Below are 24,175 nucleotides of genomic sequence, written 5' to 3'. Positions count from 1 at the left end.
CTCCTCAGCAAAATTTTATATCTATATTTTTCTTGTAACTTTAAACTGCACTAAACTATTTTTCATATAATTCAATGAATACAAGATGGGTTCATCTAACTCATTATAATGAGTTATTTTTAGTAAAATTAATCCCTCATGTGGCGATGCGTTTAATACTTCTGAAATTCTCGGTTCATAATTAACCGCTTCAATTTCAGTATCAGCATAACAAATATTATGATTACTCTGTTCTTTGATGGCACTTAACATTGAACCATTGCTCATTTGGTAACCGGTACATGTTAATTCTTTTTTAGCAATTTTATCTAAACAATAAACAACAGGTTGCCCATCAGCCGTTCTCAATCGTTCAATAATTGTAACGGGATGTCCTTCTTCGACAGTTAACAGACTTGCATCTAACATTGTGGCAGGTTGTTCATCAAAATTTAAATATTCCGTGCCACTATCAAATCCTGCATTTTTAATCATCTGCCCTATACTAATCAGTTCATTTAATGGATAAAAGAAAGGGGGCAGTGACTTAACACTTGAGCCCTCTTCAAAATTATCTTTAATGACTTGTTCAGTAATCAATGCCTGAATGGCTTCGTAAACATCATCGGTTTTTACATTTAATTCTCTGGCAATAGATAAATTACTAGGAAGTTGATCACCATGTTCTAATTTTTTCTGATTAATCAAATTTAAAATGTATTACTTAACCTTATATATCGCATTCATTTCTGACATTATTTACACCTCGTCATTATTAAGATCTATTAAAACTTGTCTTGGTTTACTACCTTTTTGTGGTCCAATCACTTGATTACGTTCTAAATCATCCATCAATCTTGAAGCACGATTGTAGCCTATTCTAAATTGTCGTTGCAATAAAGATGTACTTGCTTTTTGTTGCTCAATAACAAACAAATATGCCTCATCATATAAAGCATCTTCACTTTTCATATCTGCTTTATCTACAGGCGCATCTGGTTCCATTTCCTTAACGTAATTTGCCTGCTGTTGCTCTACTACATAATTTACAACATCTTGTACCTCTTGGTCACTTAAAAACGCCCCTTGGATTCGAGTTTGTGATGAATCCCCATTGCCGACGTAGAGCATATCACCTTTACCAAGTAATTTCTCAGCACCACCAGTACCGATAATTGTTCTTGAATCAGTTTGCGAACTCACAGCAAAAGCTATTCTAGAAGGGATATTATTTTTAATGATACCTGTAATAACGTCGACGGACGGTCTTTGTGTAGCAACTATTAAATGTATACCTGCTGCACGAGCCATTTGTGTAATACGTTGAATCGCATTTTCAACCTCTTTACCCGCAACCATCATTAAGTCAGCGAGTTCATCTACAATAACAACAATATATGGAAGTTCTGGCTGTTTCTCATCTAATTCTTGATTTTGTTTACGTATTAACGCATTATAACCTTTAATATTTCGCGTCGAAGAATGTTGGAATAAGTCATAACGACGTTCCATTTCAGCTACTATTTTTTCTAATGCCTGTGCCGCTTTATGCGGATTTGTAACAACTGGTATTAATAAATGTGGAATACCGTTATAAACATTAAGTTCGACCATTTTTGGGTCAATCAACATTAATTTAACTTCATGTGGTTTAGCATTTAATAAAATACTCGTAATAATACCATTAATACATACAGATTTACCACTACCTGTAGAGCCTGCAACTAATAAATGAGGCATTTCATTTAGTTGAACTGTAATTGGATCTCCAGAGATATCTCTTCCCAATCCAACTTCTAATTTATTATTAGACGGAAACTTTTCATCTAAAACTTCTTTTAATGAAACTAGAGAAATTTTATCGTTAGGAACCTCAATACCAACAGCTGAACGACCAGGTATTGGTGCTTCAATTCTAACATCTTTTGCAGCTAAGGCTAATGCAATATCATTATGCAAGTTCACAATTTTACTAACTTTAACACCCTGTGCAGGCTGAATTTCATATTGTGTGACAGCCGGGCCAATTTTAATTTGAGTTACTTTGGCATTAACACCAAAATCTTTCAACGTATTTTCTAATATTTGACCCTTTCGTTGAACTTCAGTCTTAGATGTTGTTTTCTGTTTTGCTGGTTGATTAAGTAAAGTTAGAGGAGGAATAACATAAGATACATTCGTTACTTCCCCAGCTTCTTCTATTGAGTTCTCACTTTCAGTATTATTACTTTGATCTGCCGGTTGTTCTTGATGCTTAATTTTATTATGACTTTCATTGTTGACCCCATTTTGGTCAGCATCAAAAATTCGTTTTTTACGACTCTGTGTCTGTTGATTATTATCCTCATTCTCGTTATGTCCGTAGATTGGAATGTCTCGCTCTTGAGGTACTTCAGGAAAGTCGCTTACATCTTTAATTTGTGGTCTTTCATTTTGACGTGCTTGTTGCTGTTCTTCTTTAAGCCTTGCTTTTTCTTCACGTTTAATTTGTTTTTCTTGATTTCTTTCAGTCATTTTTTCATTAAATGAACTAAACCACGTTTTTATGTTTTCTAAAGCAATTTTCGCAACATCTCTGTGTTGGTGATTAGTTAATAAAATAAAACTTGAACATAGCAGTAGTACTGTAATAATGCACACTCCAAATAATGAAATTAAAGGCACACTTAATTCTAATAAGTAAAATCCTAATACACCACCGCCAAAGTTAGGAAAATGACTGTGTTGATATGATTGATATACATAAGAAAGTACAGGTTCTCTTTCAGCTTTGACACCACTATTAAAATAAAACACTATCTGTGACACAAATAATAATGCAATTTGTAAAATAATCGATCCAGCTGTACGTCTAGTCTTAGGAATACGTTTAGAGTATGTAATAAACCCCGTTGCTAAGAGAACTAAAATATATGTTAAATATCTACTATAACCAAATAAATAATTAAAGAAGCTGTCAATTAGACGACCTATAATTCCTAATTGGAAAACACCCAACACGACTAAGACTACGATTAATATAGCTATGACATAGCGTATCGGATTATCATTTTTCTTTTTCCTTGAATTTGTTCTTTTTTTAGATGTTGTCTTTTTCTTAGCTGTCGATTTCTTTTTTGCTTGTGCCAATTGACGCACCTCCTTATGTTGTCAACATTATAACGCAATTAAAAAATGTAAATTTCCCTATAGTTATAAATTTGAATGTAGAACTTGTAATTGAATTTTCAAACAGACGATGAAAGAGGTTAGAACAGTTTCATCTTTGTATCACTCTACAGAGGTTATTTGAATATAACTTCCCCCTTTAAAATGACCATTTTAAAATATAACTATATTGTCAATGACAATGATTATATTTCAATGAATTGTTCTGACCTCTTTTATGTTAATAACTTTTGATTAAATTTCAGAAATAACTGGAATAATCATAGGACGACGTTTCGTACTTTCGAATAAAAGTTTACTAATTTGATCGCGCATATTTTGCTTAATTTCAGACCATTCAATACGCTTTTCTTGTAAACCTGCTTCTACAATCTCACGAACTTTATCTTCTGCTTCTTGCAATAAATCTTCACTTTCACGTACATATACAAAACCACGAGACTGAATTTCAGGGCCTGCAGCAATGCGTCTATTTTTAGGATCTAACGTTACAACAGCAATAAAGATACCATCTTCCGCTAAAAGATGACGGTCTCGTAAGACAATATTTCCTACATCCCCTATACCTATACCATCAATTAAAATATTACCTGAATTGACCTTTTCATTTAATATCATTTCTTTACCGTTGTAATTAATGACATCTCCTTTTTCAACAAGGAAAATCTTTTCAGGTGCAACACCTGCTTCTGCTGCTAACTTTGCGTGTGCAATTTGCATTTTGAATTCACCTTGTACAGGAATGAAGTATTCAGGTTTCATGATGTTTATCATCATTTTCAATTCTTCCATACAACCATGACTTGATGCATGAATCTTTTTATTATTAGGAATAATATGTGCACCCGCACGAACTAGTTCATTAAGCGTATTTGCAATGATTACTTCCATATTTGCTGATGCTGTAATTGCTAAAAATACAGAATCGCCTTCTTCAATATTCATAATTTTATGTTTGTGTTGCGCCATTTGGCTCAATGCTTCAACTGGCTCTCCTTGCATACCTGTCGCAATGATAATTACTTCGTTTTTAGGATAATTATCAACTTCTGTTATAGGAATAAGCAAATCTTTAGGAATATCGAAGTATCCCATTTTACGCGCAATATTAAATGAACTTTCAAGTGATCTACCTAAAAATGATACTTTTCTATTTAACTTACTTGCAATATTCAATACTTGTTGGATACGTATAAAGTTAGATGCATAACATGACACAATCAAGCGACCACGTACTTTAGCAAAAGCGTCATACATATGATGTTCGATTACATTTTCAGGTGTATTGTATCCAGGTTTCTCAGCTTCTGTAGAATCACTAATTAATACAAATACGCCTTCTTCACCAATTTCAGCCATACGTTTAATATCCGGAGCATAATGTCCATGTAAACTTTGATCGAACTTAAATTCTCCAGTATAAACGATTGCACCATATGAAGTATGGATACATACGCCTAAACTATCAGGAATACTATGTGTTGTATTAAAGAAACTAATATTAACGTTTTTAAATCTCATAATTGAATCGTTATTAACTGTGTAATAGCGAACTTTTTTATCAATGTTACGGGCTTTCATATTTTCTTTAATCAACGCTATAGTTAATTTAGATCCATAAACTGGTGCATCTAATTGTTCAAGAACATAACTCACTGCACCAATTGCATGTTCGTGTCCGTGTGTAAGGAATATACCTTTTAACTTATCTTTATTTTCTAATACATACGAAATATCCGGTATAACTATATCAATACCTAACATTTCATCTTCTGGAAACATAAGTCCAGCATCTAACATAAACATTTCATCGTCTACTTCAACGATATACATATTTTTAGCGATTTCGCCAACACCACCTAGTGGTATAATGCGAATATCTTTATTCTTTTTCTTTATTAAACTCAAAATCTTACCTCCTAAATTTGTTACCCGTCCATATATAAACTCACTATTCATTATAAGTTAAAAAACACTTGATGTACACTATTAATCACTATACGTACAGGATAATTAACAGTTGCACACAAAATAATAAAGTGTTTCAAAATGTCCATTGCAACAAAAATAAATTGAGTTTCTACTTTAAAATGGCATAAAAAAATCACATGACGATGAAATGTCGTCATATGACTTTGATTTTTATTAATTATTCTTCTAATGCTCTGTGTGAAGCGTTCACACGACCTTGCTTATCAATTTCTGTAATCTTAACTTCAATTGTGTCGCCAATTTTTAAAACATCTTCAACTTTTTCAATACGGTCTTTAGAAATTTGTGAAATGTGAAGTAAGGCATCTTTACCTGGGAATAGACCTACAAAAGCACCGTATTTTTCGATACGTTTAACAGTCGCTTGATATGTTTGACCAACTTCCGCTTCACGTGTGATTTCTTCAATGATTTCACGTGCACGGTTTATCATAGCTTGATCCACAGCACCAATAAAGATTGTACCGTCTTGTTCGATATCAAGTTTAACGCCTGTCTCGTCAATAATTTCGTTGATTTTCTTTCCACCTGGTCCGATAACGTCTCTTATTTTATCTGGTTTAATTGTCATTGTAACAACCTTCGGCGCATAAGCACTTAATTCAGCACGTGGTTGATCAATTGTTTGAAGCATATGATCCATAATTTCTAAACGACCACGTCTTGCTTGTTCTAATGCTTCCTCGATAATTTCACGTGTTAAACCGTCAATTTTAATATCCATTTGAATTGCTGTAATACCATCTTTAGTACCAGCAACTTTAAAGTCCATATCACCTAATGCGTCTTCCATGCCTTGGATATCAGTTAAAATTGTATAGCTATCTTCACGTGTAACAAGCCCCATAGCGATACCAGCAACTGGCGCTTTAATCGGTACACCTGCATCCATTAACGCTAATGTTGAACCACAAATTGAAGCTTGAGAAGATGAACCATTTGATTCAAGCACTTCACTTACAATACGAATTGTATATGGGAAGTCTGCTGTATCAGGAATAATATATTTTAAAGCTCTTTCGCCCAACGCACCATGTCCGATTTCACGACGGCCTGGCGCACGTACTGGACCAGTTTCACCTACTGAGAAATTCGGGAAATTATAATGATGCATAAATCGTTTTTCTTCTTCAGGTCCTAAACCATCAATTAATTGATAATCTCCTAAAGCACCTAAAGTTAATACTGAAAGTGCTTGCGTCTGACCACGTGTAAATAAACCTGAACCGTGTGTTCTTGGTAAAATGCCTACCTCAGAATCTAATGGGCGGATTTCATCTGGTTTACGTCCATCTGGTCTAATTTTTTCATCTGCAATTAAACGTCTTACTTCTTCTTTAATTAAGTCATTTAAAATTGCATATACTTCTTTAATTAATAATTCATTTTCAGGATCTTCTTCATCCACAAATTCATTTACGATTTCTTCTTTTAAATTGTCAAGGTTTTCATCACGTTGTTGTTTATCAAATGTTAATACAGTTTCTTTTAGTCCTTTTTCTTCAGTCAATGACTTCACTCGTTCTACTAAAGCTTCATCACGTTCTACAGGAATGAATTCTTGTTTAATAGGTTGAATGTGGTCAATGATTTGTTGTTGGAAATCAACTAAACGTTTGATTTCTTCATGACCAAAGAAGATAGCTTCTAACATTTCTTGTTCAGTTATTTCACTCGCACCAGCTTCAACCATGTTAACTGCGTCTTTATGTCCCGCTACTTCAAGGTCTAGACGAGATACTTCTTTTTCTTCTACAGTTGGATTGATGACATACTTACCATCAATAAAACCAACATTTACACCAGCGATTGGTCCTTGGAATGGAATATCAGAAACGCTAAGCGCCATTGATGAACCAATCATTGCAGCCATTTCTGGTGAACAATCAGGATCAGCACTTAATACCATATTCATAATTTGAACATCGTGTTTATATCCTTTAGGGAATAAAGGTCTAATCGGTCTATCAATTAATCGCGCAGTTAACGTTGCATCATCACCCGGACGACCTTCTCTTTTTTTGAAACCACCAGGAATTTTACCAGCAGCGTACATTTTTTCTTCATAGTTCACTGTCAACGGGAAGAAATCTCCATCACGAGGTTCTTTTGAAGCAGTTGCAGTTGATAATACAACTGTATCACCATAACGAACTAGTACAGCACCATTAGCCTGTTTAGCTAATTGTCCAGTTTCAATCGTTAAAGATCTTCCTGCCCATTCAGTTTTAAAAACTTTCTTTTCTTGAGACATTATAAATCTCCTCTCTTGAATCTAATAGTTATATCATATCATTTATTATCGTATTTTAATATTAGTAATAAAATATTGAATTGGAAAAAAAGAGAGCGGGATAATCATCTATTATGTACAAAATAGACTTATTGTCCCACCCTTATCAGTTTAAATATAAGTGATATTTTAAAAAAATATACTTGTATTTTTAATTTCTTGATTATTTCTCTAGGTGTACTAATATCATCTTTATCTCATTGTAACCTTATTATTCACTCTATATTAGCTTAACATATAATAAATGTTAATATTTGTAAAAACTTTTTAATATAAATTAAGGTTGGAACATAAATATGCCCCAACCTCAAAGACGTTATATTAAGATTAACGACGGATACCAAGTGATTTAATTAATTCACGGTAACGTTGAATATCTTTACTACGTAAGTAGTTTAATAAATGTCTACGACGACCAACCATTTTTAATAATCCACGACGTGAATGGTGGTCTTTTTTGTGTGTACGTAAGTGATCGTTAACTGCGTTGATTTCAGCAGTAAGTACAGCGATTTGTACTTCTGGTGAACCTGTATCAGTTTCGTGTACACGGTATTCTTTAATGATTTCGTTTTTACGTTCTTGTGAAATTGCCATAATCAATTTCCTCCTTAAAATGTTTGAATACTCCTTAATCCGAGTTAGGCGTTGGAGATTCGACCTACTAAGAAAAAGGTGTGGTATAGTCTGTTTATATAACTATACGCAACTTTAAATATTATATGCTACTTCATCACCAAAATCAACCGCTAATAAATATTTAGCACGTGCTTTATCATCATTCATCTGTTTAACTAGTGGATCAATGCCATCAAATTTAATTTCAGGACGTAAGAAATGATGCCAATAGACTGTTACACGTTCTCCATAAATATTTTCTTCAAAGTCAAAAATATTTACCTCTATGACAACTTCCGCTTTACTTGGATCATGAAATGTAGGTTTAACACCTATATTTGCTACACCTCTGTATAATTTGTTTTCCGTACCAATTTCTATACTAACAGCGTATACACCTTTTCTAGGTAATAAATAGTCATCACTTGGTTGAATATTAGCAGTAGGGAACCCAATTGTTCTACCTCTTTTTTCACCTTGTACAACAGTGCCTTTTATTGAATAAATGTACCCCAACGCTTCATTAGCTTTTTGTAATTCACCATTAATTAAATCTTGGCGGATTGAAGTCGTAGAAATTTTTTCGTTTTCAATTTCTTGTTTACTAACTATCGTTGTATTAAATGCATCATATTCTTGTAGCACGGTCATATTACCTTTTCCAAACTTTCCGAAGGTAAAATCAAAACCTGCAATCACTTCTTTAACATGATTTTTAATAATATAATTTTCAACAAAATCTTCGACACTCACGTTTGCAAATCTAGATGAAAAATTAACAACAATACAATAATCAATATCATGTTGACTAATTTTTTCAATTTTATCTGAAAGCGGCGTTAAATATGTTGTGCGCTTTCTTTTAGGATTAAGCACGACTGATGGATGCGGATCAAATGTCATTACCGCTTTTTTCAAATTTCGTGCCTTAGCTGTTTCATTTAAAATATCAAAGACTTTATCATGACCTTTATGCATGCCATCGAAAAATCCGAATGCCATTGCAACATCCTCTTTAATATACTGTTTAGATTGAATAGGATGTGTCACTTCTATGACTTTCATAAATTCTATCTCCTTTAATTAAAGACTTTTTTAGGTTTGATTTCTGATTCTTTAGTAGGATGTGCCATATAAATTGCTAATACTTTTTCTGAATCATCATCAACGAAAACTATTTGGTCCTTAATTTTGTTATCAAATTCATTTTTATTAAATTTCTGCCCATTTAAAATACGTTTCTTTATGTGCGGATTTTTAATTTTAATGCTTGGCAAACCCTTTAATCCATATTCTAAAGGAAACAATTTATTTTGCAATGAATCCTGCTCATGAAGTACAGTTATTTGTTCTAAAGTTAAGCTATCTTGTAATTTAAAGCCACCTGATTCAATTCGTGTTAATTTTGACATATGAGCTGGAAACCCTAATTTCACACCAATATCTGTTGCTAAAGTTCTTATATATGTTCCTTTACCACAAACGACTCGTATTTTAAAATGACATTCATTTCCTTTGAAGTCGAGTTCAGAAATTCTTCCAATATCATTAATATTCACTTTCCGTTTAGGGCGTTCTACTGTTTCATTGTTACGCGCATACTCGTATAATTTTTTACCATTAACTTTTACGGACGAATACATTGGAGGCGTTTGTTCAATAACCCCTTTAAAGTCTTCTAATAATCGATCAACATCATCGTTTGTGATGTGTGCTGAATGAATAGCTTTCACTTCTAATGTATCACCAGTTTGATCTTCAGTAGTAGTACTTCTTCCAATTGAAACAGTAGCTTCATATGCCTTGCCCATATCCATCACATAATCACTTACTCTAGTAGCATTGCCAATACATACTGGTAACACGCCAGCAACTTCCGGATCAAGCGTACCTGTGTGACCAATCTTTTTAGTTTTTAAAATTTTACGTAATTTGAATACGACATCATGACTTGTTAATCCTCGTTCTTTATAAACTGGTAAAATTCCATTATACATCTTGTCACCTTCTTTTATTCATTTATTTATGTAGTGAATTCTTGTCTAAACCTCTTCATAAAAAAACTGGAAAATGTTAAACATTTCTAGACATCTTTTTATTAACTGTTTAATGTTAATATACCGATATTAAGAAATTATCAAACATTTTCCAGATACCTAACACTAAATTATCTATCTTGTTTGTGTAAATCTTGAATCATTCGTTCAATTTTATTACCGTATTCGATTGATTGATCATACTCATAAATTAATTCCGGCATAATACGTAATCGCATTCTAGAACCTAATTCTGACTTAATAAAACCTTTTGCTTTATCAAGGGCTTTAAAAGTATTTTCTACTTCTTTATCATTTCCTAAAACTGTTAAAAACACTTTGGCTTGTGATAAATCGTTTGTTAAAACGACATCAGTTATTGTAATAAAACCAACTCGAGGATCTTTGACTTTATTGTTGATGATATCCATTAATTCTTTTTTCATTTGTTCACCAACACGTTCTGCTCTCATGCTACTCATTATTGTCACCTCTTTATCTTTAAGTTCGATTGTTATTTGCATTTTTGTGTAACAATGCTTAAACAATTTTTTAGCTCACACGTTATTTTAATAAATTAAATCCATAAAATCAAATAAAGTTTGCCGTAAGATAGGCATTTTAACAGAAAATTTCCAATAATAATTGACATTATATTTTGTCATTAAAACAGCTTCTAAATTACCGCAAAATATCATACAAAACCATGGCTATATAACGTAACCTATAATAAACAATCTATTCTAATAAAAAAGCCAAAAGTAAGCGACATCACTATACTTTTGGCATATTATTTTCATGAAAATTAACGTTTAATTTCTACCATTTCAAATGCTTCAATAACGTCGCCTTCTTTAAGATCGTTGTAGTTTTCAATAGTAATACCACACTCATAACCTTTAGCCACTTCTTTTGCATCATCTTTAAAACGTTTAAGTGTATCTAATTCGCCTTCGTACTGAACAATTCCATCACGAATAATACGAACACCTGCATTACGCGTAATTTTACCTTCAGTAACATAACATCCGGCAATCGTACCAACTTTAGAAACTTTGAACGTTTGACGAACTTCTGCTTGTCCAATAACTTGCTCTTCGAATTCTGGATCAAGTAAACCTTTCATCGCTGATTCAATTTCTTCTATTACGTTATAAATAACTCTGTGTAAACGCATATCAACATTTTCAGCTTCTGCAGCACGCTTTGCACCACTATCTGGACGTACATTGAAACCAATAATGATACCGTTAGATGCATTTGCAAGTGTTACGTCTGACTCATTGATCGCACCAACTGCTGTATGAATAATACGAACATTTACACCTTCAACATCTATTTTCATTAATGATGCAGCTAAAGCTTCTACAGAACCTTGAACATCACCTTTAATGATAACATTTAAATCTTTCATTTCACCTTGTTTCATTTGTTCAAACAGGTTATCTAATGAAACATTTTTACTTTCTTGACGTTGTTGAACGATGCTAGCTTCATGTCTTGATTCACCAATACGACGTGCTTGTTTTTCATCACTAAATACAACAAAGCGATCACCCGCTTGAGGCACATCATTAATACCAGTAATTTCAACAGGCGTTGATGGACCAGCTGTTTTAATTCTTTGACCTAAGTCATTAACCATTGCACGGATACGGCCGTAAGTATTACCAACTACAATCGCATCACCAACATTTAATGTACCGTTTTGTACTAATAATGATGCAGAAGGACCACGAGATTTGTCTAATTCCGCTTCAATTACTGTACCAACAGCACGGTTCTTAGGATTTGCTTTAAGTTCTTGTACTTCCGCAACTAATCCAATCATTTCTAATAAATCATCAATACCATCACCACTTAATGCTGAAAGTGGAACAAATATTGTGTCGCCACCCCAATCTTCAGGAATCAAGCCGTACTCAGTTAATTCTTGCATTACTCGGTCAGGATTTGAAGTTGGTTTATCAATTTTGTTTACTGCAACGATAATTGGCACTTCTGCTTCTTTAGCATGGTTAATTGCTTCAATCGTTTGAGGCATTACACCGTCATCAGCTGCTACTACTAAAATTGTGATATCTGTTACTTGTGCACCACGCGCACGCATCGTTGTGAAAGCAGCATGTCCTGGTGTATCAAGGAAAGTAATTTTTTTACCATCATTTTCAATTTGGTATGCACCAATATGTTGTGTAATTCCACCAGCTTCACCAGCAGTTACTTTTGTATGACGAATTGAATCCAACAAAGTTGTTTTACCGTGGTCAACATGTCCCATAATTGTTACAACTGCTGGTCTTTCAATTGCTTCTGGGTCATCTTTTTCATCTTCGAAGTATGTTGAAAGATCTTCTTCATTGATGACAACTTCTTCTTCAACTTCTACACCGTAGTCATCAGCAATCAATTCAATTGTTTCTTGATTTAAAGATTGGTTGATATTAGCAACAATACCAAGTAAGAATAATTTTTTAATAATTTCAGAAGACTCAACGTTTAATTTGTCAGCAAATTCACCAACAGTAATACCTTCTTGGTATGTTACTTTTGATGGTATTTCTTTTGGTTCAACTGGTTGATTTTGCGGCTTATTATTTTTATTGTTCTTTTTATTATTTTTATTATTCTTTTTGTTGTTTTTGTTACCTTTATTATTAGATTGTTGATTCTTTTTGTTATCCTTTTGTTGAGCTTTGTTATTGTTTTGGTTTTTGTTGTTGTTTGATTTTTGGTGATTATTTTGAGCGCTTTGTTTTGAATCATTTTTTTGTTCTTTTTTGAACTTTTTATCTAATGCTTTAATTTGGTCATCTTCCAAAGCTTGCATATGATTTGAAACCTCAATATTCATGCTTTTTAACTCATCTATAATCTCTTTACTCTTTAGATTTAATTCTTTCGCATATTCGTAAATTCTTTGTTTACTCATATAATCACTCCTTATGATATTCATCTATCATTGATAGCAACTTTTTAGCAAAGCCTGGGTCAGTAATCCCTACATTAACACGCTCACCTTTTCCAAGTGCTATTCCCAATTCATTTCGGCTTCCAAATTTCCTAAATGGAACCTTATAACTATTACATTTGTCTGTAATTAATTTAGTTGTATTATTTGATGCATCTTCAGCAACAATAACGAGTTTCAAATTTCCCTTTTTAATATCATTCACAATGACTGATTCACCTGTTTTTACTTTACCAGCTCGCATTGCCAATCCTAAAAAGTTTAATATTTGTTCTATACTCATTTTGGAATCTCTTCTCTATAAATCAATCTAATAATTTCTTTATAAACAGGCTCCAATTGTTCTTTTGTCGCTTTAAAATACTTCTCAAGCAATTCTTTTTGTTGTGCTTTTTCAACCATTGCAACATCTTTAGAAACATATGCGCCACGGCCTTGTTTCTTTCCTGTTACATCCGCAAAAATTTCGCCTTCTTTATTTATGACAACACGAATCATATCTTTTTTTGGATGCATTTCATTTGAAAGAATACATTTTCGCATCGGAATTTTTTTCTTTTTCATAGATACTTCACTCCAACCTATTATTCAGATTCTTTCTCTACGTTAGTATCAACTGTAACTTCAGTTGCCTCTTCTGTTGATTCAGCTATAGCATCATCTTCTGTAGCAACTTCATCGTTAGCTACATTTTCAGTTTCTACTACTGGATAGATACCTGCTTCACGTGCATCTGTTTCTGATTTAATATCGATTTTCCAGCCAGTTAATTTAGCAGCTAATCGTGCATTTTGTCCTCTTTTACCAATTGCTAATGATAATTGGTAATCTGGTACTACGACTATTGTTGATTGATTTGCTTCATCCACAATAACTTCTAATACTTGTGATGGACTTAAAGCATTTTTCACAAATACTTTTGGATCTTCATTCCATTGAACGATATCTATTTTTTCGCCACCTAATTCTTCTACAACCGCTTCAACACGAGCACCTTTAGCACCTACACATGCGCCAACTGCATCGATATCATGATTTTCAGAGAAGACACTGATTTTAGAACGGTCTCCTGCCTCACGAGCAACTGATTTTACGATAACTGTACCATCATAAATTTCTGGCACTTCTTGTTCAAATAAACGTTTTAATAAACCTGGATGACTTCGAGATACATAAATTTGAGGTCCTTTTGTAGTTTGTTCAACTTTATTAACATAAACTTTGATACGTTCATTTGGAATATATTTTTCGTTAGGACTTCTTTCAGCTTCAGATAAAACTGCTTCGATACGTCCTAGGTTAACATAAACATAGCGGTGATCTACACGATCAATCACACCTGTTAAAATGTCTTCTTCTTTATCAATAAACTCTTCAAATAATATTTCACGTTCAGCATCACGAAGTCGTTGCATAACTGCTTGTTTCGCAGCTTGTGCACCAACACGACCAAAGTCTTTTGGTGTTACATCTTCTTCATAAATATCTCCAATTTCATATGCTGGATTTTTAACAAGTGCAGTACTTAAGTCTACTTCATCTCTGTCATCAAAGACTTCTTCAACAACGTCTTTTCTAGCGATTACTTTGAATGTACCTTGATCCATATTTAATTCAACACGGACATTTCTTGCACTATCATAATTCTTTTTGTAAGCAGTAATCAATGCTGCTTCAATTGCATCAATTAACACTGCTCTAGGAATTTTCTTTTCTTTTTCTAAATATTCAGTAGCTAATAATAATTCATTACTTGACACGTTTTTTCCTCCTCATCACGTTAAATCATAACTGCGTGACGTGCTTTTGCTATTTTGTCTCTCGGTATCTCTATATCTTTCGTTCTTGCTTTAATTTTTACCTGTACAACAATTGTTTCATTATTGACTTCTTGTAAAATGCCTAACCATTCTTTTTCACCTTCAATTGCTACATACAACGAAACAAAAATAGGTTTAGTTATTGCATTTTGGAAATCTTGTTCTTTTTTAATAGGGCGTTCCGCACCAGGTGATGCTACGTCTAAATAATACATTTCAGGAATTGGATCATTCGCGTCCATAGCTTCACTTATTTTTTCAGAAGCAAGCGTACAATCATTTAGATCTACGCCACCTTCTTTATCAATAGAGATTCTCAGAAAATGGTCTCTACCTTCTTTGACATATTCAACGTCTACAAGTTCAAAATTCAAGTCTTCCATAATTGGTTGAACAATCGCTTCAACTTGTTCTGTAATTTTACTCATACAGGCCTCCCTTTTTGGCAAATAGAAAAGAGCGGGAATCTCCCACTCTTTTGCCTGAGTTCACTAATTTTTAAGCACTTTAATTATAGCATAAGTTTATTTACTAAACAAATGACTTCACCAATTATCAGTGATTCTTCATAAAATTAGTCTTTCTATAAATTATTTTTCTACTGAATCATAGCGTTAAGTATAACAATCATCTTATAGAAACTCGTCGAATCTGAAATGAGTTTTTCTAAATGAAGACTATTAAATGTTTTAGCGAAATATTTCGATTACATATCAAATATTGATAGCTGAGCTTTATCTGGTAAGTTTGGCAATGAACCTAACTCATCAAGATATTCTATAATTTTTTGTGATAGACCAGCTTTTTTATTCAAGTCTTCTTTTGATAAGAACGGACCATCATCACGTGCTTCAACAATACGTTTTGCAACGTTTTCACCAAGACCCGGCACTGAAATAAATGGTGGAATGAGCGTATCTCCTTCAATGATAAATTCGAATGCCTGACTCTTTTCCAAACTAATCGGTTGCATTCGATAACCACGATGCGCCATTTCATTCATAATTTCTAAAACAGTTAATACATCTTTTTCTTTTTTACCTAAATCCATATAGCGAGAATACATGTCTTTAACTGTATTTCGAATACTAGTTTTATCTTTAATCATCGTAATTAAATCAAAATCTGATGCACGTATTGTAAAGTAAGAAGCATAATAATATAGCGGATGATGCACTTTGAAATATGCAATACGTACTGCCATTAACACATATGCAGCAGCATGCGCTTTCGGGAACATGTACTTAATTTTAAGACATGAATCTAAATACCAATCAGGCACATTATTTTCTTTCATCGTTTCTATCATTTCTTCTGTTAAACCTTTACCTTTACGTACGGATTCCATAATTTTAAAAGCCATTGATGGTTCTAGACCAGCATACATTAAATAAACCATGATGTCGTCACGACAACCAATTACACTTGATAAATCACAAATACCTGATTTAATTAATTCCTGCGCATTGCCTAACCATACATCTGTACCATGAGACAATCCAGAAATTTGGACTAACTCAGAGAATGAAGTTGGCTTTGTGTCTTCCAACATTTGTCGAACGAATCCAGTACCAAATTCCGGAACACCAAATGTGCCTGTTTTACATAATATTTCATCTTCAGTAACACCTAAACTTTCAGGTGTACTAAATATTTGCATAACTTCTTTGTCATCTACAGGTATCGTTTTTGGATCAATACCCGATAAATCCTGAAGCATACGTATCATAGTTGGATCATCGTGACCAAGTATGTCGAGCTTCAACACATTATCATGAATAGAATGGAAATCAAAGTGTGTCGTCATCCATGCTGAATTTTGATCGTCTGCAGGATACTGTATCGGTGTAAAATCATAAATATCCATATAATCAGGTACTACAATAATACCTCCTGGATGTTGACCAGTTGTACGTTTAACACCAGTACACCCTTTTACAAGTCGATCTATTTCGGCACCTCTTTTATGAATACCTTGGTCATTTAAGTAGCCTTTTACATAGCCAAAAGCAGTTTTTTCAGCAACAGTACCAATTGTACCTGCACGGAATACTTTATCCTCACCAAATAATACTTTTGTGTAGTTATGGGCATTCGGTTGATATTCACCACTAAAGTTTAAGTCGATATCAGGAACTTTATCTCCTTTAAATCCTAAAAATGTTTCAAACGGAATATCTTGTCCTTCTTTAATAAGTGGCGCTCCACAAGTTTCACACGTCTTATCAGGTAAATCGAATCCTGATCCTACTGAACCGTCATTGAAAAATTCACTCGTTTTACAGTTCGGACAAATATAGTGTGGCGGTAACGGGTTTACTTCAGTAATCTCAGTCATTGTCGCTACAAAACTAGAACCTACTGAACCACGGGAACCAACTAAGTATCCATCATCTAATGATTTTTTAACTAAACGTTGCGAAATTAAGTAAATTACCGCAAATCCATTCCCAATGATACTTTTTAATTCTTTTTCTAATCTATCAATAACGATTTGAGGTAAATCTTCGCCATACAATTTACGTGCATTTGCATAACTTAGTTCTCTAATCTCCTCATTGGCGCCTTCCATTCGCGGTGTATATAATTCATCTTTAATTGGAACTACACGTTCAATTCGATCTGCCAGTTCGTTTGTATTTTTTACAACAATTTCATGCGCTTTTTCTTCACCTAAAAAATGAAACTCGTTTAACATTTCATCTGTAGTTCTAAAATGTGCTTCGGGTAAAGTTGAACGATTCAGTGGATTTCCAGGTTGTGATGCAATTAAAATTTTACGAGCAATACCATCATGTTCAAATAGATAGTGAGCATTACCTGTCGCAATTACTGGTATACCTGCTGTATCTCCTGCATGCATTAATCGTTGATAAATTTCATGTAATGTTTCTGTATCCCTAATTAACTCTCTATCAATTAAATCTTGATAAAGTGCTGGTGGTTGAATTTCAATGAAATCATAGTATTTAGCGATTTTTTCAACTTCACTTTGATCTTTTTGCATAACGGCTGTGAATAATTCACCTTCATCACAAGCTGTTCCAACCAATAATCCTTCACGATATTCATCTAATAATGAACGCGGTATCCTTGGTGTACGATAGAAATATTTCACCAATGATGCACTTACTATTTTAAATAAATTTTTAAGCCCTTGCTGATTTTGTACAATCAGTGTTACATGACTTGGTCTCGCACGTTTATATGCATCCTCGTTACTTAGCTTTTTATTAATTTCATTATGATTCAATACACCTAATTCTTTCATTTGTTGAACCATTTTAATGAAAATGTAAGCTGTTGCCTCTGTATCATAGATGGCACGGTGATGTTGTGTTAATTCTACGCCATATTTTTTAGCCAAGAAATTCAAACCATGTTTACCATATTCGGTATTGATTGTACGAGATAATTCTAAAGTATCAATAACACCATTGGTAGATGGGCCAAATCCTAGTCGTTCATATCCAGTATCGATGAAGCCCATATCAAACGAAGCATTATGTGCAACGAATATCGCATCGCCAACCCATTCTTTAAATTCCGTTAAAACTTCTTCAATTTCGGGTGCATCAACTAACATATCATCCGTAATATGCGTTAAATTTATAATCGTTTCTGATAATCTTTCATGTGGATTACTAAATCTTTCAAATTTATCGATGATTTCACCGTTATGAACTTTTACAGCTGCGAGCTCGATAATTTTATCATATTGATTAGACAATCCTGTAGTCTCAACGTCAAATACAACATATGTAGCATCTTTTAATACGACATCTTGTGGTTTATATGCAATCGGAACACCATCATCAACTAACATACCTTCCATACCATAAATCATTTTAATGCCGTGCTTTTCAGCTGCTACATGGGCATCTGGGAATGCTTGTACTACGTTATGATCTGTTACAGCGATAGCTGGATGTCCCCAATCTGCAGCTTGTTTAACATATGCACCAATATTTGGTATTCCATCCATTTGACTCATCGCAGTATGCAAATGAAATTCTACACGTTTTTCTTCAGCTTTATCTTTTTTCGTAGCTTTTTTAATTTCTTCAATATCTGACATCATCATTACTAAATCTCTGATAAATGTATCTTCCTCAATTCGACCTTGTGCTCTAACCCATTTACCAACACTTAAAGCTTTGAAATGCTCTAAATCATCTTTATTTTTACGAGTAAACATTTTTAATACTAATGAATCTGTATAGTCAGTAACTTTAATTTCAACGATATGGCGTCCACTTTTTAGTTCTTTTAAATTAATATCAAAAATAACACCTTCAATTGCAACTTTAAACTCTTCTTCAATAATTGATTCAATAGGTTTAATATTTTCAATTTGAATTGGTTTTCCTATTTGACATTTATCAACGGCACTTTCGTTATTATCTTGTTGTTTCGCTTTTTCAGCTTTCATTTTTTCAAGTTTCTCTGTAGCTAGACGTGCACTTTGTTCATCTTCTTCTTGAATATGTGCTTCTAAAGATGCTAAATTTTGTTCTTGATCATTATCATTTGTTTCAAAAACAATTTTATCTAAGTCAAAACCACAATTTCTGAAAGCCTTAACCAGACTTCCATTACACGCTTTATCAAAATGATTTCGTTCTATGTCATTTGACACCATTACTTTTAAAATCTTACCTGACATGATAAGTTTTTTCTGTTTTAATTGTCCTTTAACTTTTGGAGATAAACCTGTTTGATCAATACAATGTCCAAAATATTTTATTGCATGTTCATCTTGATTTGTACCATCTGTTACCGTAAAACGACATGTAACATTGGCAATATCTTTAAATTCTTGCTCTATCGCATTAATAAATAATAAATAATCTTCATGAGCTAAGAATTGTGGTAATGTAATATGAAATTCCCATGTTCTATTTTTATTAGAAACATCTATACGTGTCAGTTTACCTGAGTTTAAAATTTCACTATCTAATTGATTCGAAATTTTAATTTGATCAGCAAGCACTTTAAATTTTTGTTGCTCTGTCATTGCCAAGACAATTACCACCTTAAATAGAAATTACTTTTATACATTTCAATAATAATTAGATTATACCGTTTAACCGAGGTGAAAAATGCTAAAATTTCATCTTCTCCACTTATATCTAATCACATTATTGTTAAAACAAATTTATCATTAATTATACTACGTCTTCAGTCATTTTTCATCGAATAATCATTATACCAAAAATAATAAGAGTAGGACATAAGCATCTGATTTCTTTCAGCTTTATCCTACTCTTTTAAGTTAAATATTATTCATTATTTTAAATTGTCATATTTATTAGAAATGACAGTCATTAAGTCATCAATATGAACTTCTTCACTATCGCCAGTTAAACGTTCTTTAACTTCAACAATTCCTTCTGATGCACGTTTACCAACTACGATTCGCAATGGCAAGCCTATTAAATCTGCATCATTGAATTTAACACCAGCACGTTCTTGACGGTCATCATACAATACATCAAATTTCTCATTAAATTTCGCATAAAGTTGATCTGCAAGTTCACGTTGATCATCTTTCTTAGGATTAATTGAAATTAAATGTACATCAAATGGTGATACTGATTTAGGCCAAATAATACCGTTGTCATCATGGTTTTGTTCAACAATTGCACTTAATGTTCTAGAAATACCAATACCGTAGCATCCCATGATTAAAGGTTGTGCTTTACCTTGGTTATCTAAGAAAGTGGCATTCATTGATTCTGAATATTTAGTACCTAATTTGAATACTTGACCAACTTCTATACCTTCTGCAAAATGCGCAACGCCAGAACCATCACTTAACTTCTCGCCCTCTAAAATAAAACGGAAATCTCCATATTCATCAACATTAAAATCTCTGCCTACATTTACATTAATTAAATGGTATCCATCTTCATTTGCACCAACTACAAGATTATTTAAATCTTGTACAAAATTATCTGCGTAGATTTTAATCTCTTTATCAATTACAGGACCTAATGAACCAGGATTGGCACCAACTAAGTTTACAATTTCAGCTTGTGTTGCTAATTCAATATTATCTGTTTCAAAATATGATTTTAATTTAATGTCATTAATTTCATGATGTCCACGAACTAATACCATAATGTATTCGCCATCAACTTTGAAAATCATTGTTTTAACAATTTCGTCTACTGGTCTTCCTAAAAAGTCTGCTAACTCTTGTGCAGTCTTAACATTTGGTGTTTCTATTTTTTCTAAAGCTTGTTCAGTTGTATGTTTATGATTAGGTTCATAAACCACTTCAGCTTTTTCAATGTTAGCAGCATAATCGCTTTCTTTACTATAAACAATTGTGTCTTCACCAATTGCACTTAATGCCATAAATTCATGTGTATGACTACCACCAATAGCACCTGAATCTGCTACAACTGGTCTTGCATTAATACCAACACGTTCAAAAATACGGCTATATGCATGATACATATCTTGATACGTTTGGTCTAAAGATGCTTCATCTGCATGGAATGAATATGCATCTTTCATAATAAACTCACGCCCACGTAATAAACCAAATCGTGGTCTCTTTTCATCACGGAATTTTGATTGGATTTGGAATAACGTCATTGGCAATTGTTTATATGATTTTAATTCATTTCTCACTAATGATGTTACTAATTCTTCATGTGTTGGACCCAACGCGAATTGTCTTCCATGTCGGTCTTGCAAACGCATTAACTCTGGTCCATAAGCACCCCAACGACCAGATTCTTCCCACAATTCAGCTTGTTGTAAAGCTGGCATCAAAATTTCAACAGAATCAATACGTTCCATTTCTTGACGCACAATTGCAGTAATATTATTTAACACACGAGTTGCTAGCGGTAAATAACTATAAATCCCACTTGTACTTTGTTTAATCAAACCTGATTTCAATAATAAACGATGACTCTGCGCTTCTGCTTCTGATGGCACATCTCGCATCGTCGGTATAAAAACTTTGGATTGTTTCATAATTATTTATCCTCCTAATTTATAAGAAATATCTTCGAATGTCATTCCACGTGACTAATATCATGATAATGACCATGAATATCGCACCTATAGCGATAATTGTTGTTTCTGCTTTTTTATTAACTGGTTTTCTGAAAATCGCTTCATAAATAACGAATAATATACGTCCACCGTCTAGTGCAGGTATAGGAATTAAATTCATAATACCTAAGTTAACACTTAATAACGCAGTGTAACCAATTAAGCTTATGATACCCGCTTTAACTACAGAGTCTACGTTATGATAAATACCAACCGGACCATTCAACATGTCGAATGAGAAACCACCAGTGAAAATACTAGCTATCATACCTACTACAGCTGTGAAAATAAGCGTGCTACCCTTTAAAAAACTTTCAAATCCGTATAAAATTGGTTTGAAAATCGTATGTTCACTACTTGGTTGGAACCCAAGCACATACTTTGTTTCCGAACTCACTTTCGTAAGTTTTTTTTCAGTCTTTTTAGGCGTTAGTTCAACCGATTTTGTTTTACCATTACGTTCAAATTTAACAGTTGTCTTATTATCTTTTACTTTGTCTAAAGCTTTGTCAACATCCGCAAATTCAGATATTTTGTATTTGCCAATTTGAACAATTTTATCACCTTTTTGTAACCCTGCTTGTTGAGCTGGGTACTTATCTGCAACTTGGTCTACAGTAGAAGTTGGTGTACCTTGATAATATGCAAGACCAATAAATAAAACTAAAGCTAAAATAAAGTTAAATAATGGACCTGCAAATAAAGTTAAAAACTTCGGCCATGGCTTTTTATATGCAAATTGTCTGTCTTTTGGCGCAATTTGAACTAAACTACCATTTTCAACAAAGAATGCCTTTCTTGCAATTTTAAAATGATGTCTTTCATTGTCATATGCAGTAATACCTTCGATATATAAGTCATCTTTAAAATCACATTTTTTAACTTCAATCGCTTCAATTTTTTGAAACTTATGATGATCATCTAAAATGATATGAGTAATTTCATTATTTTCATTTAATTTAATTTTGATATTCATTCCAGGTTCAACTGGCGGTTCTTCCAAGCCATCCCCTGCCATACGTACATACCCACCAACAGGTAGTAAACGTATTGTATAAAGTGTTTCATTTTTTCTAAAACTAAATATTTTTGGCCCCATACCTATCGCAAATTCCGGACACATAATCCCTGCTCTTTTCGCAAAAAACATATGTCCATATTCATGAACAGTTACAAGAACACCAAAAACAATAATAAATGCAATTATTGTAATTAAATAGCTCACTCGCTACACCTCTATTGTTTATAAATTTCTTTAAAGTTTAAATATGATTGCTGTATACGTAATATAAGTCATTATAATATGCTAATGAAAATTCACAAAATATAATGGTTAATTTAAATAAATGTTCTACATAATTTTCAAAAGGAGCGCTAAGATAAAACTAAAATATCTCAGCAACTCCTCTTATCATTTAATGATCTGTTCTCAGCATTAAGATTGTATTAACAAAATATTTAATAACGGTAATACAAACATAAAGCTGTCAAATCGGTCTAAAATACCACCATGCCCAGGTAGTATTCGACCTGAATCTTTAACGCCAAAATGACGTTTAAAGCCTGATTCAACTAAATCACCTAACTGGCCAAATAAACTTAATATTAATGTTACACCAAGTAAAATCCAAATATTCATATTAAAATCGACAAAAAATGACATTGCTATTGGTACTAATAAACTACAAAATAGACCGCCAATAAATCCTTCGATTGTTTTATTCGGACTAATCACTGGCCAAAGTTTATGTTTCCCCATCATCTTACCAAATAGATAGGCACCAGTATCAGTAAGCCAAACAATTAAAAATGCATATAATATGTAATGTAACCCTTCAGATCTTGTTTCATAAAAGAACATAAATCCAATGCCAACATACGCAACAGACATTAAACAAAATGCTGCATCCATGAAACTAAAACGGTTCTTAGATAAGACAGTATAACTTAATACAATAAAACTCATCGCAATTAAGCTTTTTAATTGAATAACTTGTACCCATGGCCCTGCATATTGTGGCAACATAATAATGATAAGTGCGACTGCACTAATTAAACCAGGAATTGACACAAATTTAATCATATTCATGTTCAACAATTCTTTTAATGCTATTAATGCTAATAAATTAGCAAAAATCATTAATACAAGGCCACCTTTTAACAGAATAGGCAAAAATACGATTAAGGCAATAATAGCTGTCAGCGTTCTTACTTTCATACTATA

General features: G+C 33.0%; 17 protein-coding genes. All 17 read right to left on the bottom strand.

What is annotated here, in order from left to right:
• Positions 1 to 21 precede the first annotated feature (21 nt).
• The 17 genes from ML436_06075 to ML436_05995 all read right to left on the bottom strand — a co-directional run bounded on the left by ML436_06075 (position 22) and on the right by ML436_05995 (position 24,169).
• Complete coding sequence (locus ML436_06075) at positions 22 to 696, bottom strand: GntR family transcriptional regulator (GenBank protein UMT79492.1); 675 nt, start codon at positions 694 to 696, stop codon at positions 22 to 24.
• Positions 697 to 738: 42 nt separating this feature from the next.
• Complete coding sequence (locus ML436_06070) at positions 739 to 3,108, bottom strand: DNA translocase FtsK (protein ID UMT79295.1); 2,370 nt, start codon at positions 3,106 to 3,108, stop codon at positions 739 to 741.
• Positions 3,109 to 3,381: 273 nt separating this feature from the next.
• Positions 3,382 to 5,055, bottom strand: coding sequence for a ribonuclease J (locus ML436_06065; protein UMT79294.1), 1,674 nt, complete (start codon positions 5,053 to 5,055; stop codon positions 3,382 to 3,384).
• Positions 5,056 to 5,296: 241 nt separating this feature from the next.
• Positions 5,297 to 7,393: a polyribonucleotide nucleotidyltransferase gene (gene pnp, locus ML436_06060; protein UMT79293.1), complete on the bottom strand. Its 2,097-nt coding sequence runs from the start codon at positions 7,391 to 7,393 to the stop codon at positions 5,297 to 5,299.
• Between the two features lie 366 nt (positions 7,394 to 7,759).
• Positions 7,760 to 8,029: a 30S ribosomal protein S15 gene (rpsO, locus tag ML436_06055; GenBank protein ID UMT79292.1), complete on the bottom strand. Its 270-nt coding sequence runs from the start codon at positions 8,027 to 8,029 to the stop codon at positions 7,760 to 7,762.
• A gap of 114 nt (positions 8,030 to 8,143) precedes the next feature.
• Positions 8,144 to 9,115, bottom strand: a complete 972-nt coding sequence (ribF, locus tag ML436_06050; GenBank protein ID UMT79291.1) for a riboflavin biosynthesis protein RibF — start codon at positions 9,113 to 9,115, stop codon at positions 8,144 to 8,146.
• 14 nt (positions 9,116 to 9,129) lie between these two features.
• A complete protein-coding gene (truB, locus tag ML436_06045) occupies positions 9,130 to 10,047 on the bottom strand; it encodes a tRNA pseudouridine(55) synthase TruB (GenBank protein UMT79290.1) in 918 nt (305 codons plus the stop codon).
• Between the two features lie 170 nt (positions 10,048 to 10,217).
• On the bottom strand, positions 10,218 to 10,568 hold the full coding sequence (rbfA, locus tag ML436_06040; protein UMT79289.1) for a 30S ribosome-binding factor RbfA: 351 nt from the start codon (positions 10,566 to 10,568) through the stop codon (positions 10,218 to 10,220).
• A 323-nt stretch (positions 10,569 to 10,891) separates the two neighbouring features.
• Positions 10,892 to 13,018: a translation initiation factor IF-2 gene (gene infB, locus ML436_06035; protein ID UMT79288.1), complete on the bottom strand. Its 2,127-nt coding sequence runs from the start codon at positions 13,016 to 13,018 to the stop codon at positions 10,892 to 10,894.
• Between the two features lie 4 nt (positions 13,019 to 13,022).
• Positions 13,023 to 13,340 (bottom strand): YlxQ family RNA-binding protein, encoded by a 318-nt coding sequence (locus ML436_06030; GenBank protein ID UMT79287.1) that lies wholly within the window; start codon positions 13,338 to 13,340, stop codon positions 13,023 to 13,025.
• Positions 13,337 to 13,621, bottom strand: coding sequence for a YlxR family protein (locus ML436_06025; protein UMT79286.1), 285 nt, complete (start codon positions 13,619 to 13,621; stop codon positions 13,337 to 13,339). Before ML436_06025 ends, ML436_06030 begins: the two co-directional genes overlap by 4 nt.
• A 20-nt stretch (positions 13,622 to 13,641) precedes the next feature.
• A complete protein-coding gene (gene nusA, locus ML436_06020) occupies positions 13,642 to 14,817 on the bottom strand; it encodes a transcription termination factor NusA (GenBank protein UMT79285.1) in 1,176 nt (391 codons plus the stop codon).
• Between the two features lie 20 nt (positions 14,818 to 14,837).
• Complete coding sequence (gene rimP, locus ML436_06015) at positions 14,838 to 15,305, bottom strand: ribosome maturation factor RimP (protein UMT79284.1); 468 nt, start codon at positions 15,303 to 15,305, stop codon at positions 14,838 to 14,840.
• Positions 15,306 to 15,583: 278 nt separating this feature from the next.
• On the bottom strand, positions 15,584 to 19,894 hold the full coding sequence (locus ML436_06010; protein UMT79491.1) for a PolC-type DNA polymerase III: 4,311 nt from the start codon (positions 19,892 to 19,894) through the stop codon (positions 15,584 to 15,586).
• Between the two features lie 272 nt (positions 19,895 to 20,166).
• Positions 20,167 to 21,870: a proline--tRNA ligase gene (locus ML436_06005; protein UMT79283.1), complete on the bottom strand. Its 1,704-nt coding sequence runs from the start codon at positions 21,868 to 21,870 to the stop codon at positions 20,167 to 20,169.
• A 19-nt stretch (positions 21,871 to 21,889) separates the two neighbouring features.
• A complete protein-coding gene (gene rseP / locus ML436_06000; protein UMT79282.1) occupies positions 21,890 to 23,176 on the bottom strand; it encodes an RIP metalloprotease RseP in 1,287 nt (428 codons plus the stop codon).
• 210 nt (positions 23,177 to 23,386) lie between these two features.
• On the bottom strand, positions 23,387 to 24,169 hold the full coding sequence (locus ML436_05995; protein UMT79281.1) for a phosphatidate cytidylyltransferase: 783 nt from the start codon (positions 24,167 to 24,169) through the stop codon (positions 23,387 to 23,389).
• Between the last annotated feature and the right edge of the window lie 6 nt (positions 24,170 to 24,175).

The sequence above is a fragment of the Staphylococcus roterodami genome (assembly GCA_022493055.1).
In the GTDB taxonomy this organism is placed as follows: domain Bacteria; phylum Bacillota; class Bacilli; order Staphylococcales; family Staphylococcaceae; genus Staphylococcus; species Staphylococcus singaporensis.
Note: the sequence above shows the minus strand (reverse complement) of the source record. Positions and strands in the feature narration are given on the sequence as shown.